Source organism: Streptomyces sp. NPDC042102 (genome assembly GCF_055582305.1).
Window position 1 is genome coordinate 448,672 of record NZ_JBVJDL010000002.1, and the last position, 16,050, is coordinate 464,721.

11 protein-coding genes are annotated in these 16,050 nt (G+C 72.4%); 6 read left to right on the forward strand and 5 right to left on the reverse strand.

The genetic code is table 11. The annotated features are described in order from the left end of the window. Positions 1-19 precede the first annotated feature (19 nt). From ACZ6KO_RS10080 to ACZ6KO_RS10095, 4 genes are all read left to right on the forward strand, one after another. Complete coding sequence (locus ACZ6KO_RS10080; protein WP_469302515.1) at positions 20-925, forward strand: metal-dependent hydrolase; 906 nt, start codon at positions 20-22, stop codon at positions 923-925. Further along, positions 922-1,998 (forward strand): PDR/VanB family oxidoreductase, encoded by a 1,077-nt coding sequence (locus tag ACZ6KO_RS10085; RefSeq protein ID WP_469302517.1) that lies wholly within the window; start codon positions 922-924, stop codon positions 1,996-1,998. Before ACZ6KO_RS10080 ends, ACZ6KO_RS10085 begins: the two co-directional genes overlap by 4 nt. A 64-nt stretch (positions 1,999-2,062) precedes the next feature. Continuing rightward, positions 2,063-2,788: a TetR/AcrR family transcriptional regulator gene (locus tag ACZ6KO_RS10090; protein ID WP_469302519.1), complete on the forward strand. Its 726-nt coding sequence runs from the start codon at positions 2,063-2,065 to the stop codon at positions 2,786-2,788. Between the two features lie 10 nt (positions 2,789-2,798). Continuing rightward, on the forward strand, positions 2,799-3,335 hold the full coding sequence (locus ACZ6KO_RS10095; RefSeq protein ID WP_469302521.1) for a GNAT family N-acetyltransferase: 537 nt from the start codon (positions 2,799-2,801) through the stop codon (positions 3,333-3,335). Here the strand turns inward: ACZ6KO_RS10095 and pulA are convergent. The 4 genes from pulA to ACZ6KO_RS10115 form a co-directional block, all read right to left on the reverse strand. Continuing rightward, the gene (gene pulA / locus ACZ6KO_RS10100) at positions 3,322-8,697 is read right to left on the reverse strand and encodes a pullulanase-type alpha-1,6-glucosidase (protein ID WP_469302524.1); all 5,376 of its coding nucleotides are present in this window, start codon (positions 8,695-8,697) and stop codon (positions 3,322-3,324) included. The two genes, ACZ6KO_RS10095 and pulA, sit on opposite strands and share 14 nt — an antisense overlap. 105 nt (positions 8,698-8,802) lie before the next feature. Beyond that, the gene (locus ACZ6KO_RS10105; protein WP_469302526.1) at positions 8,803-10,518 is read right to left on the reverse strand and encodes a carbohydrate-binding module family 20 domain-containing protein; all 1,716 of its coding nucleotides are present in this window, start codon (positions 10,516-10,518) and stop codon (positions 8,803-8,805) included. Positions 10,519-10,704: 186 nt separating this feature from the next. Next, complete coding sequence (locus tag ACZ6KO_RS10110) at positions 10,705-11,397, reverse strand: LbetaH domain-containing protein (protein ID WP_469302528.1); 693 nt, start codon at positions 11,395-11,397, stop codon at positions 10,705-10,707. Positions 11,398-11,443: 46 nt separating this feature from the next. Continuing rightward, a complete protein-coding gene (locus ACZ6KO_RS10115) occupies positions 11,444-12,496 on the reverse strand; it encodes an NAD-dependent epimerase/dehydratase family protein (protein ID WP_469302531.1) in 1,053 nt (350 codons plus the stop codon). 247 nt (positions 12,497-12,743) lie between these two features. On the opposite strand from ACZ6KO_RS10115, the gene ACZ6KO_RS10120 reads away from it, so the two are divergent. After that, entirely contained in the window at positions 12,744-14,102 is a 1,359-nt protein-coding gene (locus ACZ6KO_RS10120; RefSeq protein WP_469302533.1) for a tetratricopeptide repeat protein, read from the forward strand. A gap of 18 nt (positions 14,103-14,120) precedes the next feature. Then, positions 14,121-14,990, forward strand: coding sequence for a glycosyltransferase family 2 protein (locus ACZ6KO_RS10125; RefSeq protein ID WP_469302536.1), 870 nt, complete (start codon positions 14,121-14,123; stop codon positions 14,988-14,990). 52 nt (positions 14,991-15,042) lie between these two features. Here the strand turns inward: ACZ6KO_RS10125 and ACZ6KO_RS10130 are convergent, their stop codons facing one another. Continuing rightward, positions 15,043-15,891, reverse strand: coding sequence for a helix-turn-helix domain-containing protein (locus ACZ6KO_RS10130; RefSeq protein ID WP_469302538.1), 849 nt, complete (start codon positions 15,889-15,891; stop codon positions 15,043-15,045). Positions 15,892-16,050 lie beyond the last annotated feature (159 nt).

The following is a 16,050-nucleotide window of genomic DNA, read 5'->3' on the forward strand; positions in this document are numbered from 1 at the left end:
CCATCAGTACATTGACGCCATGTCTAATACGCCGCTCGCCCCCGTCTCCGTCCCCGTGGCGTCGTCCGAACCCGTCGAACTCCGGCCCCGGAACGTGGCGTTCTCCTGGCAGGACACCCCGCTCCACTGGCTGCCGGGCGACCCGTTCGCCACCCACACCATCAACGTGCTGCACCTGCTGCTGCCCGCGGGCGAGCGGTGGTTCGTGCACGTGTACAAGCAGGTGCTGCCGTACATCAAGGACGAGCGGCTGCGGGCGGACGTGATCGGCTTCATCGGCCAGGAGGCCATGCACGCGGCCGCGCACGACGACGTCCTCCCCCACCTCAAGGCCCTCGGTCTCGACCCGACCCCCTACACCGCGCAGGTCGACTGGCTCTTCGAGAAGCTGCTGGGCGACCGCACGCTGCCGCCCGGCCGGGCGAGCCGCTGGTGGCTCATGGAGCGGGTGGCGATGATCGCGGCGATCGAGCACTACACGGCGTTCCTCGGCGACTGGGTGCTCAACGCGGACGAGCTGGACCGGCGCGGCGCCGACCCGGTGATGCTCGATCTGCTGCGCTGGCACGGCGCGGAGGAGGTCGAACACCGCTCGGTGGCCTTCGACCTCTTCATGCACGTCGATGGCGGCTACCGGCGGCGCGCCCGCACCTGGGCGACGGCCTTCACCGCGCTGGTGTTCCTCTGGCAGCGCGGCGCCCGCTTCTTCATGGAGAACGACCCGACGCTGAAGGACGGCAGGGCGTCGGTGGGCCAGTTCCTGCGGGCGGGCCGGCAGGGCACCCTGCCCTCGGCCCCGGCGATGCTGCGCTCGATCCCCACCTACCTCTCGCGTACGTACCACCCCTCGCAGGAGGGCTCCACCGCGCAGGCGGTGGCGTACCTGGCGACCTCCCCCGGCGCGAACGGCGGTGCGGCCCGATGACCCCGCGCCCGCCGGTCCCGCGCCCGCTGGCGGTCGCCGCCGTGGCCGGGACGGCCTGGCTGGCCCGGCGCGCCCTGCGGCGGCGGATCCGCCGCTCGCCCCTGTGGCCGCTGCCCGCCCTGGAGACCCCCGTCTCGGGGTACTCCCCGCGCCGCCGGCTGCGCGCGCTGATCGTCTCGCGCACCGAGCCCGCCGAGGGCGTGGTCCAGCTCACCCTGGAGGCGGGCGACCTGCCGCCCTGGACGCCGGGCGCGCACGTCGACGTGGTGCTGCCCTCGGGGCTGACCCGGCAGTACTCGCTGTGCGGGGACCCGGCCCGGACGGGTACGTACACCATCGCCGTGCGCCGGATCGAGGACGGCCGCGGCGGTTCCCGCGAGGTCCACGAGCAGCTGGTGGAGGGCGCCGAGCTGGAACTGCGCCCGCCGCGCAACCGCTTCGAGCTGGTCCCGGCCGCCTCCTACGTCTTCGTCGCGGGCGGGATCGGCATCACCCCCGTCCTGCCGATGCTGCGCGCGGCCACGGCCGCCGGCGCCGCCTGGACCCTGCTCTACGGCGGCCGTTCGCGCGCCTCGATGCCCTTCCTCCCCGAACTCGCGGCGTACGGCGACCGCGTCAGCGTCCTGCCGCAGGACGAGGTGGGGCTGCCGGACCTGGCGCCGCTGGCCGCGCTGGCCCCGGACACCCTGGTCTACGCCTGCGGCCCGGAGCCGCTGATGAGCGCGGTCACGGCGGCGGTCCCGCCGGGCGTCGCCGTGCACCTGGAACGCTTCGCGCCGGCCGGCGGCGGGGCCGGAGCCACCGCCGAGGACCGGCCGTTCACCGTCCGTCTGGAGCGTTCGGGTCGCACGGTCGAGGTCCCGGCGGACCGCACCGCGCTGGCCGCGATCCGCGAGGAGCTCCCCGCCACCCCGTACTCCTGCGAGCAGGGCTTCTGCGGCACCTGCCAACACCGGGTGCTGGCGGGCGAGGTGGACCACCGCGACACCCTCCTCACCGATGCCGAACGCGCGGACTCGATGCTGCTGTGCGTCTCCCGCGCCCGCGGCGAGGAGCTGGTCATAGACCTTTGACCGGCCCGCGGGCGGGGCGGATTCGGCGGGCGGCGCGGACGGCCGTACGAAGTAGGGTGTCCGCATGACAACCGGGGTACGACGCAGGATGGGTGTCGAGGAGCGGCGGCAGCAGCTGATCGGTGTGGCGCTGGAGCTGTTCAGCCACCGGTCGCCCGACGATGTGTCGATCGACGAGATCGCGGCCGCGGCCGGGATATCGCGGCCGCTGGTCTACCACTACTTCCCGGGCAAGCTCAGCCTCTACGAGGCGGCGCTGCGACGGGCTGCCGACGAGCTGGCGCAGCGGTTCGTCGAGCCGCACGAGGGTCCGCTGGGGGCCCGCCTGCTGCGGGTCATGGGGCGGTACTTCGCGTTCGTCGACGAACACGGGCCGGGGTTCTCGGCCCTGATGCGCGGCGGGCCCGCGGCCGGGTCCAGCCGGACCAACGCCCTGATCGACGAGGTCCGGCAGGCCGCGTACGAGCAGATCCTGGCGCACCTGATGGTGGAGGGGACGCCGCCCGCCCGGCTGGAGCTGGTGGTGCGGTCGTGGGTGTCGCTGGCCGAGTCCACCGCGCTGATCTGGCTGGAGGGCAAGCGGATCCCGCGCGCCGAGCTGGAGCTGCAGCTGGTGCACGACTTCGCGGCGCTGGCCGCCGTGAGTGCCGCGTACGACGCGGAGATGGCCTCGATCCTGATGCGGATGCTCGCCGACGAACCCGCGGACGGGCCGTTCGGCGAGCTGGTCGCGCGGCTGGCGGCCCTCGCCCCCACGCCCGGCCCCGGCTCCGGGTCGGACGGCGCGTGATAATGCCCGCGTGATCATTGACGACGGATTGCTGTTCCGGCGGGCCGCGGAGAAGGACGCCGGGACCCTGACGGCCCTGTACGACCGGGCCGCGCGGTGGATGCGGGACAACGGCATCGAGCAGTGGAAGCCCGGGGAGAAGGACGCCGCGCACTTCACGGCGATCATGCGCGAGGGCGAGGTCTGGCTGGCCGGCGATCCCGACGGGCGGATCTGCGGGGCGTACGAGCTGTGGTGGTCCGACGAGGAGGCCTGGGGCATACAGCCGCCGGTCGCCGGATACGTGCACCGGCTGATGGCCGACCGCGGGGTCGCGCCCGCCGGGGCCGGCCGGCGGCTGCTCGAGCACGCCGAGCGGCGCATCGCCAGGACCGGCCGCGAACGGGCGCGACTGGACTGCGTCTCCACCAACCCCCGGCTGCTCGCGTACTACCAGGGTGCGGGCTACCGGGTGGTCGGGGAGCTGCCCGACAAGCAGGGTGCCGACGGGCGGGTGTACGGGGTGATCCTGCTGGAGAAGCGGCTGGATCAGCTCACCGTCGTGTGAAGACCGCCACCGTACGGGCCGGGACGGTGAAATCGCCCGTCGCGGACTCGTACGACGCCTGCTTGACCGCCGCGTCGGCCCCCTGCGCCTGGACCGGGTGCAGGGCGTACCGCTGTCCGGCGAGCGCGGGGACGCGCTGGTGCTGGGCGGCGGGCGTGGCATTGAGGACGACGACGAGGTCCCCCAGGGTCATGGTGATGACGCCGGGGGTCTCCGCCGGGCCCGACAGCGGGAAGGCCAGGGCGCGTTGGACGGCGTCGGCGGTGGTCAGGGAGAAGACCGGCTCGCTCGTACGGATCCGCAGCAGGTCCCGGTACGCGGCCGAGGCGCCCTCGGTCTGCGCGCAGGAGGGGGCCGTGACCCCGGCCAGCAGGGGCTTGGCGTAGACCCACTTGGAGCCGTTGTCGGCGGCCGGGGGCAGACCGCGGCCGAAGCCGTTGCCCTGGCCGTCGCGGCAGTCCCAGTGGATGGCGTTGAACCAGTCGCCGCTGTCGTAGGAGTTGCGGTCCAGCGACTTGGAGCGCAGCCGGTCGGTGCCGGCCTGGGAGAGGGCCGGCCCCTGGGAGAGCGCGGCCGCGGCCATGGCCAGGACCTGCATACGGGCCCGGTCGGCCGGTGCGGTGGCGGCCGGCAGCTTGTACGTCAGGGCGTCGGCCAGGGTCTCGTTGTCGTGGGCGTCGGCGTAGGCGAGCGCGTCGCCGGGCGCGGCGGCGTAACCGGCCGGGCTGCCGTTGTAGTCGACCTCGGAGCCCTTGACGCGGCGGCCGGCGGTGTCGGTGAAGGTGTAGGCGGCGAGGTTGCCGGACAGGCCCACCTTGATCAGGTCCTGGGCGTGCAGGAGCCGGGCCCGCTGCTGTTCGGGGGTGCCGTTGGCGGGCGAGCCGTTGGGCTCGGTGAACAGGCCGGAGGCGAAGCCCTGCACGCGCGGGTCCTCGTCGAAGGGGCCGCCGCCGCGGACGGCGTCGCGGGCCCGGTCGGAGAAGGTCGCGATGCCGGTACCGGCCATGTTCTTCTGGGTGGCCTGGACGAAGCGGGCGTCGTCGGCGATCTCACCGAAGTTCCAGCCTTCGCCGTAGAGGACGATCGCCTTGCCGTCGACGCCGTCCTTGGCCACGGTGAGGGCGTCCAGGGCCTGGCGCACGGCCAGGATGTTGGCCTTCGGGTGGTGGCCCATGAGGTCGAAGCGGAAGCCGTCGACCTTGTACTCCTTGGCCCAGGTGACGACCGAGTCGACGACCAGGCGGCCCATCATGGCGTTCTCGGGGGCGGTGTTGGCGCAGCAGGTGGAGGTGGCGACGGAACCGTCGGCGAGGAGGCGCTGGTAGTAGCCGGGCACGATGCGGTCGAGGACCGACTTGTCCGACTGCCCGGCGGCGACGGTGTGGTTGTAGACGACGTCCATGACGGTGCGCAGCCCGGCGCCGTTCAGGGACTGGACCATCCTGCGGAACTCGACGGTGCGGGCCGTGCCGTTCGGGTCGCTCGCGTAGGAGCCCTCGGGGACGGTGTAGTGCAGCGGGTCGTAGCCCCAGTTGTAGGCGTCCTTGGCGGCCGCGGCGGCCACGCAGGCCTGCTGCTGCTCGGAGTCCGGGGCGTAGACCTTGAGGTCGCAGGCCGGTTCGGTGCGGTCGGCGGCCTTCTCCGGGATGGTGCCGATGTCGAAGGCCGGCAGCAGGTGGACGTACGAGGTGCCGGCGGCGGCCAGGTCGCGCAGGTGGCGCATGCCCGCTGAGGAGGTGTCGGTGAAGGCCAGGTACCGGCCGGGGTGGCGGGAGGTGCGGTCGGCGACGGAGAAGTCGCGGATGTGCAGTTCCTGGATCTGGGCGGCGGTGAAGGGGACGGGGGCGGGCTTGCGCAGGTCCCGCCAGCCGGGCGGGGCGAGCCCGGGGTCGGCCAGGTCCACGGCGAGGCTGTGGGTGGAGTCCGTGGTCAGGGCGGTGGAGTAGGGGTCGGTGACGAGGTTGCGGACCACCTGGCGGGTGCTGGGGGCCCAGACGGTGACGGCGTAGCGGTACGGCTTGCCGGTCCAGGAGCGCTCGCCGCGCACCGACCAGACGCCGGTGGTGTCGTCACGGCGCATGGCGACGCTGCGGCCGTCGAGTTCGAGGGTCACCTGCTGGGCGGTGGGGGCCCAGACGGAGAGGGTGGGCCTGCCGTCCTTGAAGACCGGGCCGAGGGCCGCGGTCGTGGCGTACAGGTCGTCGAGGACCCCGGCGAGCTGGACGCCGGTCGCGGCGAGGACGGCGCCGCCCGCGGCGCGGGCGCTCGCGACGAGCTGGCCGCGCAGCGCCTCGCGGACGCGGTCCCGGTCGCGCGGGTCCACGGTGAAGGCGGGGTACGCGGCGAGGTGCGGGAACTTCTGCTTCTGGGCGGCGGTCAGCTCGGAGCGGTTCAACCGCAGCCACTGCGCCGTACCGGTCAGGGTGCCGTTCTCGGCCTTGACGGCGCCGTCGCGGGAGGCGAGCAGCTGGGCGGAGGCGGCCGCCGCGGGGGCGTTCCAGGCGAGGGTGTCGCGGTCGATCCAGACCGCCTGGGACTTGGTGAGGTCCAGGGCGGCGGCGGAGCCGGCGGGCTGGGGAAGGAGGTGCTTGTCCTGGCCGGCGAGCAGCCACACCTCGTGGCCGGCGGCCTTCAGGTCCAGGGACTGGTCGGAGGGGAGGTCCTTCTCGTCGCCCTTGTGGAGGATGTAGCTGAGGCTGGTGGCACCGGGGGCGAGGGGGACCTCGTAGACGGCGCCGTAGGCGTCGAAGCGGGCGGGCGGCAGCGGCTTGGACCAGTCGGTGGGGGTGGCGGCGCCGGTCCACACGTGCAGGCCCCAGCCGTCGTACGCGCCGTCGGCGCGGCGGTGGTGGAGGACGGCCTTGGAGGTGTCCTGCGGCGGGTGGGCGGGACGGTCGGTACGGGCGGGCTCCTGGCCCTGCTCCAGCCAGATCTCGCCGGTCCTCGTCACGTCGATGGTGCGGTCGGCGGCGACGTCCTTGTTGCCGTCCTTGTCGATGACGAGGTAGCCGACGGAGCTCGCGCCGGGCTTCAGGCGTACGTACGCGAAGGCGCCGTAGGCGTCGCGGCCGACGAAGTCGTGACCGGTCGGCCAGGGCGTGGCCTCGCCCTCGGCGATGTCCCCCCAGGCGTACAGCCGCCAGTTGGTGTAGTCGCCGTCGGGGCGGTGGTAGTGGACGACGGCGTAGTCGCGCTGGGTGGCGGTGGGTACCTCGGCGGGCGGCACCTGGCCGGCGACGGAGGCGGCCTGCGCGCTCGCGGTGCGGCCGGAGGCGTCGACGACGACCGCCTTGTAGCGCAGGGCGGTGCCGGCGGGCGCGGTCACGTGCTGGGTGACCTTGTACGGGGCGTGGTCGGCGGAGCCGAGAACCTCCCACTTCCCGTTGCCGGTCTGGGCGGCGAAGACGACCCGGTTCAGGCCGCCGCCGGTGACGTCGGCGGTGAGTTCGACGGTGCCGGTGGCGCCGGGGGCCGGGGGCGTGAGGATGATCGACGGCCTGATGGCGGGGGCGGGGAGGGGCGCGGTGCCCTGGAGGACGACCGAGCCGAGGGCGGGGACGGAGACGGTGACCTTGCCTGCGGAGGAGGCCCAGACGGTGGTGGTGCCCCCGCCGCCGTACAGCACGTGGTAGGCGGCGCCGGCCGGGGCGTCGAGCTCGACGGTGCGGGCGGCCGTGGCGTTGTTGGCGGCGACCAGGTACTCGGTGCGGGCCTTGGCGTCGGTGCGGGCGAAGGCGTAGACGGAGCCGTCGGCGAGGCGCTCGCTCTGGATGCCGTCGCGCAGGGCCGGGTGGGCCTTGGTCAGCTTCGAGAGAGCACTGATCTGCTGGTAGAGCGGGTGTCCCGGATCGTAGGCATCGCTCGCGTGGGTGCGCGCTGTTCCGAGCTGGTCGTCGTCGAGGTAGTCGGCGGTCCTGGACGCGAACAGCGACTGGCGGGCGTCCTTGTCGCCGCCGGCGCCGGTGAAGCCCTGCTCGTCGCCGTAGTAGACGACGGGGTTGCCGCGGCTGAAGAACATCAGTTCATTCGCCAGCCGGTAGCGGTCCAGCAGCTCCTGCTCGCCCGCGCCCGCCCGGTCCTGCTTGAGGAAGGCCCCGAAGCGGCCCATGTCGTGGTTGCCGAGGAAGGTCACCTGCTCGTAGGCGTTGGCCTTGTCGGTGGTGTACCGGTAGTCGTCACCGAGCACCCCGGCCAGCCGGCCCGCGCCGGCGCCCTGGGAGGCGTACGCGCGGATGGCGTCCTGGAGCGGGAAGTCGAGGGTGGCGTCCAGCCGTCCGCGCGTGACGTACGGGGAGGTGACGGCGGTGTCGGCGGAGTAGACCTCGCCGAACATGAAGAAGTCCGGCCGGCCGCGCTTGGCGGCGTACGTGTCGAGGGCGGTGGCCCACTGGGTCCAGAACTCGGTGTTGACGTGCTTGACCGTGTCGATGCGGAAGCCGTCGATCTCGAAGTCGCGGACCCACTTCTCGTAGATCTTCTCCATGCCGCTGACGACCTCGGGACGCTCGGTCCACAGGTCGTCGAGACCGAAGAAGTCGCCCTGGCCGCTGGATTCGCCCGCGAAGGTGGAGTCGCCGCGGTTGTGGTACATCTGCGGGTCGTTGAGCCAGGCCGGCACCTTCAGGTCCTTCTTGGCCGGGGGCACGACGGGAGTGCGTGGGAAGGAATCCCGATCGGTGGCGGGGAACTTGCCCTTCCCGTCGGCGTACTGGGCGTCGTCGAAGGGCACCCCGTCCTTGGTCAGATAGGGGAAGGCCCCCTTGGACAGATAGGAGTAGGACTTCTCCTCGTAGTCGACGACATCGGCGGTGTGGTTGGTGATGACGTCGAAGAAGACCTTCATGCCCTTGGAGTGGGCCTTGTCGATCAGCTTCTCCAGGTCGGCGTTGGTGCCGAAGTGCGGGTCGACCTGGGTGAAGTCGGTGATCCAGTAGCCGTGGTACCCGGCGGAGACGTCCTCGCCCTTGCCCTGCACCGGCTGGTTCTTGAAGATCGGCGCCATCCAGATGGCGGTGGTGCCCAGGCCCTTGATGTAGTCGAGCCGGTCGGTCAGCCCCTTGAGGTCACCGCCCTGGTAGAAGCCCTTGTCGGCCGGGTCCAGGCCGGTCTCCAGCCGGGTGCCGGTCAGCCCGCCCCGGTCGTTGCGCGGGTCGCCGTTGGCGAACCGGTCCGGGAGCACGAAGTAGAACTGCTCCCGGGTCAGGTCGTGACGGGCCGGCTCGGCGGCCAGTTTCGCGTCCGAGGGCGGGGCGGGCGGCCGGGCGGCGGCGCCGGCGGCCGCGGCGGGCAGCGCGGGCACGAGCGTCACCGCCAGGGCGGCGGCGGCCACGCCCGCGGCGGTGCGCAGGGCTGGGCGTATCACGGCAGGACTCCTTGCACTGGGCTGTTCTGGGCAGGAAAAAGGGCCGCAGCCGGGCGGTGGCGGGTTCTTGGGTGCCCGGCGGCGGCCCTCGTCAGGGGGGCGCGGTCAGTTGCGCCAGGTGTCGGTCAGGGTGACCCGGCCGTTCGCGGGCACGGTGGCGGTGCGGTTGGCGCCGCTCTCCCAGGTGACGTTGCCGGCGGCGTCCTTGCGGACGTACTTGTACTGGAACGCCGTACCGGCCGGCAGGTTCACGTCGAGCTTCCAGACCGGGTAGGCGGCCGGGTCCAGCTTGAGGGCGGCACCGGTGTTCCAGCCGCCGAGCGCGGCGTGGTCGCCGGTGACGTGGACGTTCTGGCCGGGCACGGTGGTGGCGTTCACCCCGAAGGCGGCACCGGTACCGGCCGGCGGCGGGGTGCCGCAGGAGCGGGCGCCCGCGTGCAGGGCGAGGGCGGTGCCGGGGGCGACGGTGGCGGTGAACTGGCCGGAGCCGTTCACGCCGACGGTGCGCCCGCTCTGCACGTCGCAGTAGTCCCCGGCGGGCAGGGAGGTCTGGAAGGTACGGGTGAGGGCCGCGCCCTCGTGGTTGATCGCGACGTACGCCTTGGTGCCGCGCCCGAAGGCGATCTGGTCGGCGCCGTTGTCCCACCAGTTCGTGACGCCCTGACCGCGGGCCACGTTCCGGAAGGCCACCATCGAGGAGATCTCGCGCCAGGCGTGCTGGCACTTCCACCCGTCGGCGTAACAGGCATTCACCGCACCGCCATTGGGCGGGCCCGCGTCCTTGTCGGTCCACTCGTAACCCGAGTGGACGTCGGGCGAACCGTAGGGCCAGGCGAGCATGAAGACGCCGGCGAGGGTGTAGGCGGAGCCGGACTTGTAGCTGAGGGTGTCGCCGACGCGCTCGGTGTCGTGGTTGTCGACGAACACACCGGCCTTACCCGAAGCCATGTGCCCCCAGCCCTCCCCGAAGTTCTTCAGGTAGGCGAGGTTCTCGCCCTCGAAGACCCGCTTGAGGTCGCGTGCGTACCGGAACTCCTGCACGTCACCGCTGCCGAGGTATTCGGAAGGGTCCACGGCCTCCCCGGCCCCGTGGATGGCCTCCTGCTTCCAGTAGGCGTCGGGCTTGGTCAGGCGGGACTTGATGTTCGCGAGGTCGGCGGCCGGCATGTGCTTGGCGGCGTCGATCCGGAAGCCGTCCACGCCCAGCGACAGCAGGTCGTTGAGGTACCCGGCGATGCGCCCGCGCACGTACTCCTCGCCGGTGTCGAGGTCGGCGAGCTGGACGAGCTCGCAGTTCTGGACGTTGCCCCTGTCCCGGTAGTTGGAGATCTCGGCCCGGCAGTCGTCCATGTCGGCGCCGGAGTAGATACCGGGGTAGCCGTACTTCGTGTACGAGGACCCGCCGGTCCCGACCCCGTCGCCGGCGGCCATGTGATTGATGACGGAGTCGACGACGACCTTCACCCCGGCGGAGTGGCAGGCGTTGACCATGTTCGTGAACGCGGTGCGGTCACCGAGCCGCCCGGCGATCTTGTAGCTGACGGGCTGGTACGAGGTCCACCACTGGCCGCCCTGGATGTGCTCCTGGGGCGGGGACACCTGGACGTACCCGTACCCGGCGGGCCCGAGGGTGTCGGTGCACGCCTTGGCGACGGAGTCGAAGCGCCACTCGAAGAGGACGGCGGTGACGTCCTTCTCGCCCGGCGGGACCGCGAGGGCGGGCCCGGTGGCCGTCGCGGTGGCGGACACGGTCGCGGCGACGAGGGTCGCGGTCGCGACCAGGGCTCTGGCACTGCGACGGGCGGGGCGGGTGGGTCGCATGGGGGGCTCCTCCTGGCGGAGAGGTGGGGATTGTGGCGACCGTAGGGGCGCACCCCAAGGTGTTGCAAGACCTTGCGCAAGAGATTGCAGAATTGTTTCCGGACGGTGTTGTGCGGCCTGTACCCGTTCCTGCCCGAAACCGGTCGACCGGCCGCCGGATGCGGTCCACCCGCTACCCGGGAGCGGTCAGATGCAGCGGTGTTCGATGACCACCTCGGGTGAGGAAGATCGCGCGACGCCGCCGGCGGGGACGATGGTGCTGCCCATGCAGACGCCGGCCGCGATGGCCGAGTGTCGGCCCACGGCGATGCCGGGGCCGAGGGTGATCATGCTGCCGGTCTGGACGTGGTCGCCGATCAGGCCCCCGAACCGGGACGTCGCGCACCGGTAGGGCGGTTCATCGCCGGGGCCGTGCAGGACGATCTCCCTGACGGGTACGCGCATGTCGAAGTTCCACAGGCTGATCGCCGCGATGACGAGGTTGGCGGACAGGTGGGCGTCGGTCCCGATGATGGAGTGGCCGGCGCCGACCTGGTGGCCGAGGACGGAGTTCTCGCCGATGAAGGAGTGTGTGACTTCGCATCCGAAGCCGACCGAGACTCCGGCGGCGAGGACGGAGCGTTTGCGGACGGTCGAGAACTCGTGGACGCGGACGCCGGGGCCGATGATGACGTCTTCGCCGATGATCGCGGTGGGGTGGATCTGGGCGGTGGGGTGGATCCGCTCGGGCATCACCTGGAGGGCGTCGTCGTGGAGGCTGTCCCAGCGGGTGAGGAAGTCGGACAGCTCGAACTCGCTGATCTTCATGTAGCCGGTGGCGTCCAGGCCGGACGCTGCGGGGCTGCGCACGTAGTCACCGATACGGATGAACTCGGGCACCTGGCTTGCTCCTGGTCGTCGTCGTGGCGGGGGTGGACGGGTCAGGTCAGGCGGCTTCGACGGCCTCGCGGCGCAGGAAGTCGGGCAGGGCGGCGGGGGTGTTGTCGAGCCATGCGACGTAGCGGGCCACGCCTTCGGCCACCGTGATCCGGGGTTCCCACTCCAGGGCGGCGGCCATACGGGCCGTGCCGGCCGTCCCGCCGAGCGGGTCGCCTTCGGGCAGCGGCCGGTCCTGGAACTCGGCGTCGGGGTAGTGGTTGCGGATGAGGTGGGCCACGTCGGCGATGGACGTGGCCTGGCCGGTGCCGATGTTGAGGGTCTGCCGGTCGGCGCCGGGGGCGAGCATGGCGCGGATGGTGGCTTCGGCGATGTCTTCGACGTGGACGAAGTCGCGGACCTGTCGGCCGCCGCCGTTCAGGTGCATCGGCAGGCCGAGCTTCGCGCGCATCGCCATCCAGGCGACCACCCAGGAGTGCGAGCCCTCCTTGACGGTCTGGGGCTCGCCGTAGACGGAGAAATAGCGGACCGCGGTGTGGGAGACGTCGGCCTTGCCCAGCACGAGCGCGGTCTGCGCCTCCCCCCACGCCTTCGTGTTGGCGTAGACCGACAGCGGGGCCAGGGGCTGGTCCTCGTGCCAGGTCTGCACGTCGTGGCGCTTGGGGTCGCCGTTGCCGTAGACGGCCGCGGAGGAGACGAAGACGAACCGGCGTACGCGGGTGTTGCAGCGGCGGACCGCGTCCAGGAGGACCTGTGTGCCGGTGACGTTGGTCTGGATCGCGGCCATGGGGTTGCGGGTGCAGGCGGCCACGTCGGCGACGGCGGCGGCATGGACGACGTAATCGGCTTCCCGGACGACATGGTCCATCAGCATCGCGTCGGCGATGTCGCCCACGATGGTGTCCCGGTCGGTGGTGTGCACGCCGAACAGGTCGGCGTAGACGGTGGCGGGGTACGCGTCGAGCTTGCCCACGGCGATCACGCGGGCCCCGGCCGCGCGAAGGCGGGCGGTGATGCGGGAGCCGACCAGGCCTCCGCCCCCGGTGACCACCACGGTCGAACCGGAGAGGGCGCAAGACAGGTCGGCGTCGGGCAGCGGCACGGCGGTTCTCCTCGGACTCGGCGGGAGGGGAAGGGTGGCGGGGAGGCTGCGACCGGGCCTGCCCGGGACCGCCTCCCCGCCCCCCGGCAGGGACCGCCCGGGGCAGGGGTGGGCTCCCTCGGAAGGAGCGCTGGAGCGGCCCCGGGCGGCCTGATGAACAGTGAACTCGCCCGGGCCGCAGCTGAGTACGGTGGGGAAGAGGGAAAGCCGTTCAACCCGTTCAAGACCATGTGCAAGGGGGCCGACGTTGGCAGGGGACCGGACGCCGAACAGCGCGTTAGCGGACGTGATCGCCGAGTCCGGGGCCACGTACTACGCGCTGGCCAGGGAGATCCGCTCCGTGGCTGCCGAGGCCGGCCGGCGATTGAGCACCGGGCCGTCGGCCGTCGCCTACTGGGTCGCCGGGGGGACACCGTCCGGCCAGACGCCGTTCTACATCGCCGAGGCCCTGACGAGACGGACCAAGCGGCGGGTGACGGTCGCCGAGATCGGTCTAGGCTGCGAAGGCGGCGGGGCCATGGAAGCCGATCCACTGGCCGCCATCGCCGATCTCGGGAGGTCCGTCATGCAACGTCGCCGCGACTTCCTCGGCGCCGCGTTCACCGCCGCCGCCGTCGGCCTGCCGCTGGCCTACGACCACGAAGCGGTCGCCGCCACGCTCCAGGCCTCCGAGACCGGCGGCAGCGTCGGCCCGGCCGAGGTGACGACCGTCCGGCAGTTGACCGAGACGTTCCGCAGCGCGGACGAGCGGCTGGGCGGCGGTCACGGCCTGACCACCGTCACCGCCTACCTGACCGACACCGTCGCACCGATGCTGACCGCCCGGTTCCCGTCCGCCACGGTCCGCTCCGAGGCGTTCGGGGCGGCGGCCCAGCTGGCCTGCCTGGTCGGCTGGAAACACCACGACCTCGGCCGGGAGGGCGCCGCCCAGCGGTACTACCTGCTGGGCTACCAGCTCGCGTGTGAGGCCGACCCGAACGGCCATGCCGCGTGGATGATGCGGGCCCTGACCCATCAAGCCCTTGACCTGGGCCACCCCGGCTCATGTCCCGAGCTCGCCGAAGCGGCCCTGGGCAGGGCAGCGGGGAAAGTCGACCGGCAGACCGAGGCCCTGCTGCTGGTGACGTGCGCCCGGGCGTACGGGGCCGGCGGGCAGAACGCCAGGGCGGCGCGGGCGCTGCTGGCCGCCGAGGACGCTGTGACGGACACCCGGGACCCGGTCCCCGACTACGCCGCCGCCTCCGGGCCGGTGGCGGCCACCGTCGCCTCGCACATGGGCAAGACCCTGACCGCGATGAAGGACCACGCGGCGGCCGAACGGCACTACCGGCGAGCCCTGGCGGGCCGTACGCCAGGCACGTACCAGCTCAAGCACGGGCTGACCCTGGCCAACCTGGGGCGGTCGGTGGCCGGACAGCACCGGCACGAGGAAGCCGTACGCCTGTGGGCCCGGTCCCTGGACTTCATGGGCGGCGTGGTCTCCGACCGCAACCGGCAGGCGGTACGAGAGATCCAGGCGGTGGCAGCCCGGTACCGCCGCCGCGGTGTGACCGACGCGGCGAGCCTGAACCAGCGCGCCACCGATCTGCTCAACAACCAGGCGTGAAAGGAACGGGCAACGGACATGCCGAAGATCGGGGTTGTGGTCCTGACCATGGGCGACCGGCCCGCGGAACTGGGGGCCCTGCTGGCCTCGGTGACCGCTCAGGAAGGCGATCCGGCGACCGTCGTCGTCCTCGGCCAGGGCGTCAAGCTCCCGCCCCTCCCGGACGGCGTGGACGGGGTGGAACTCCCGGAGAACCTGGGGATCCCCGGCGGCCGCAACGCCGGCGTGCGGTGGCTCCGCGAACGGGGCGGCGCCGACATCGTCGTGGTCCTGGACGACGACGGCCTGCTCCCCCGCACCGACACCTTCCGGCTGATCCAGGAAGCGTTCGCCGGCAGACCCCGCCTGGGCATCGCCGGCTTCCGCATCGCGGACGAGACCGGGGCGAGCCAGCGCCGACACGTCCCCCGCCTGGGCGGCAAGAACCCCATGGTCTCCGGGCCGGTGACCACGTTCCTCGGCGGCGGCCACGCCATCCGCATGACCGTGATCGACCAGGTCGGCGACTTCCCCGCCCCCTTCTTCTACGCCCACGAGGAAACGGACTTCGCCTGGCGGGCACTCGACGCCGGCTGGGACATCGACTACCGGGCCGACATGATCCTGCAACACCCCCGCACCGAGGCCTCCCGGCACGCGGTCTACTACCGCAACACCGGCCGCAACCGCGTCTGGCTGGCCAAACGGCACCTGCCCGCCGTCCTGCTCCCGATCTACCTCGCCACCTGGGCGGCGTACACGATCGCGCAGCGACCCCCGCTGTCCGGCCTTGCCGCCTGGTGGGCCGGCTTCTTCGAAGGCGTACGAGTGCCGTGCCCGCCCAGGCGGCCCATGCGGTGGCGGACGGTATGGCGGATGACCAGGCTGGGCCGCCCCCCGGTCATCTGACGCCCTGACCACCGGGGCGTCCCGACCCGGCCTGCTCGATGCCCTACGCCCCTCACGCCACGGCCGAGTCACCCGGGGTGCAGTCGCGGCAGTGGCCGGGGCGTGGGGCGCGGAAGGCGCGTCCGCAGTCCTCGCAGTTCACGAACGGGTGAATCACCCGGTCCCCCGGCGGCGGCGCCTCCGGCACCGGTGGCGGGGCGAGCCGGGCCGGGATCATCTCCCGCAGCCGGTACGCCACCAGGGCGGCGGGCGCGCGGATGGGGGCTACGGGCAGGTTCCCGGCCAGCGCGCTGCCGATGACGGAGGGCCTGATCCCCCGCTCCAGCCAGGCCGCCATGGCGGGTGCGAGCCGGTGCACGTCCCGCTCCGAGAGCAGCAGCCGCGGATCCCTCAGCCGGAGCCGGGTCAGTACGCCCCTTGCGGCGTCGAGCGTTTCGGGGGTGGCAGGGGCAGCGGGCTCGGGTGGTTCCGCCTCCGTCACTGCCTCTTCGGCGGGCTCGGGCGCGGGGTCCGGAGCGGGCGGCTCCGGCGGGGTCGGGTCGTCGTCCTCGGTGGGGGCCATGGCCGCAGGAACGTTGTAGGACACGACGTGGCTGACGACCGTGCCCGCCGCCGTCCGCTCCGAGTAGCGGGCCAGGTAGCCGTGCTCCTCCAACTCCCGCAGCGCGGCGGCGATCCGCACCTCGCCCTCCGGGAACCGCTCGGCCAGCGACTTGATCGTCACCTTCGTACCGGCTGGCAGCGACTGGATGTGCGTCGAGAGCCCGATCGCGGTGATGCTCAGCTCGCGGTGCTGGGCGAGCAGGTTGCTGATCTTGACGTATCGGCAACGCAGGACACGGTTGTTGTGCCGGATGCCGTACGCGGCGCGCCTGGGCGCGCTAAGGTGCTGGTCAGCCATAGGGAAGGTCTTGCTTCCTCTGCGGCGAGGCCCTCGCTCGGGATGCCAGTCCCGTACGAGGGCCGTTCGCATGTCTGGGGTGTTGTCGGAATCGAGACTGCACCCTCAATTGGCTTTTGCGCCAGCCCGGTTCCCCCTTTTCACCCGAGCGAGTGACGG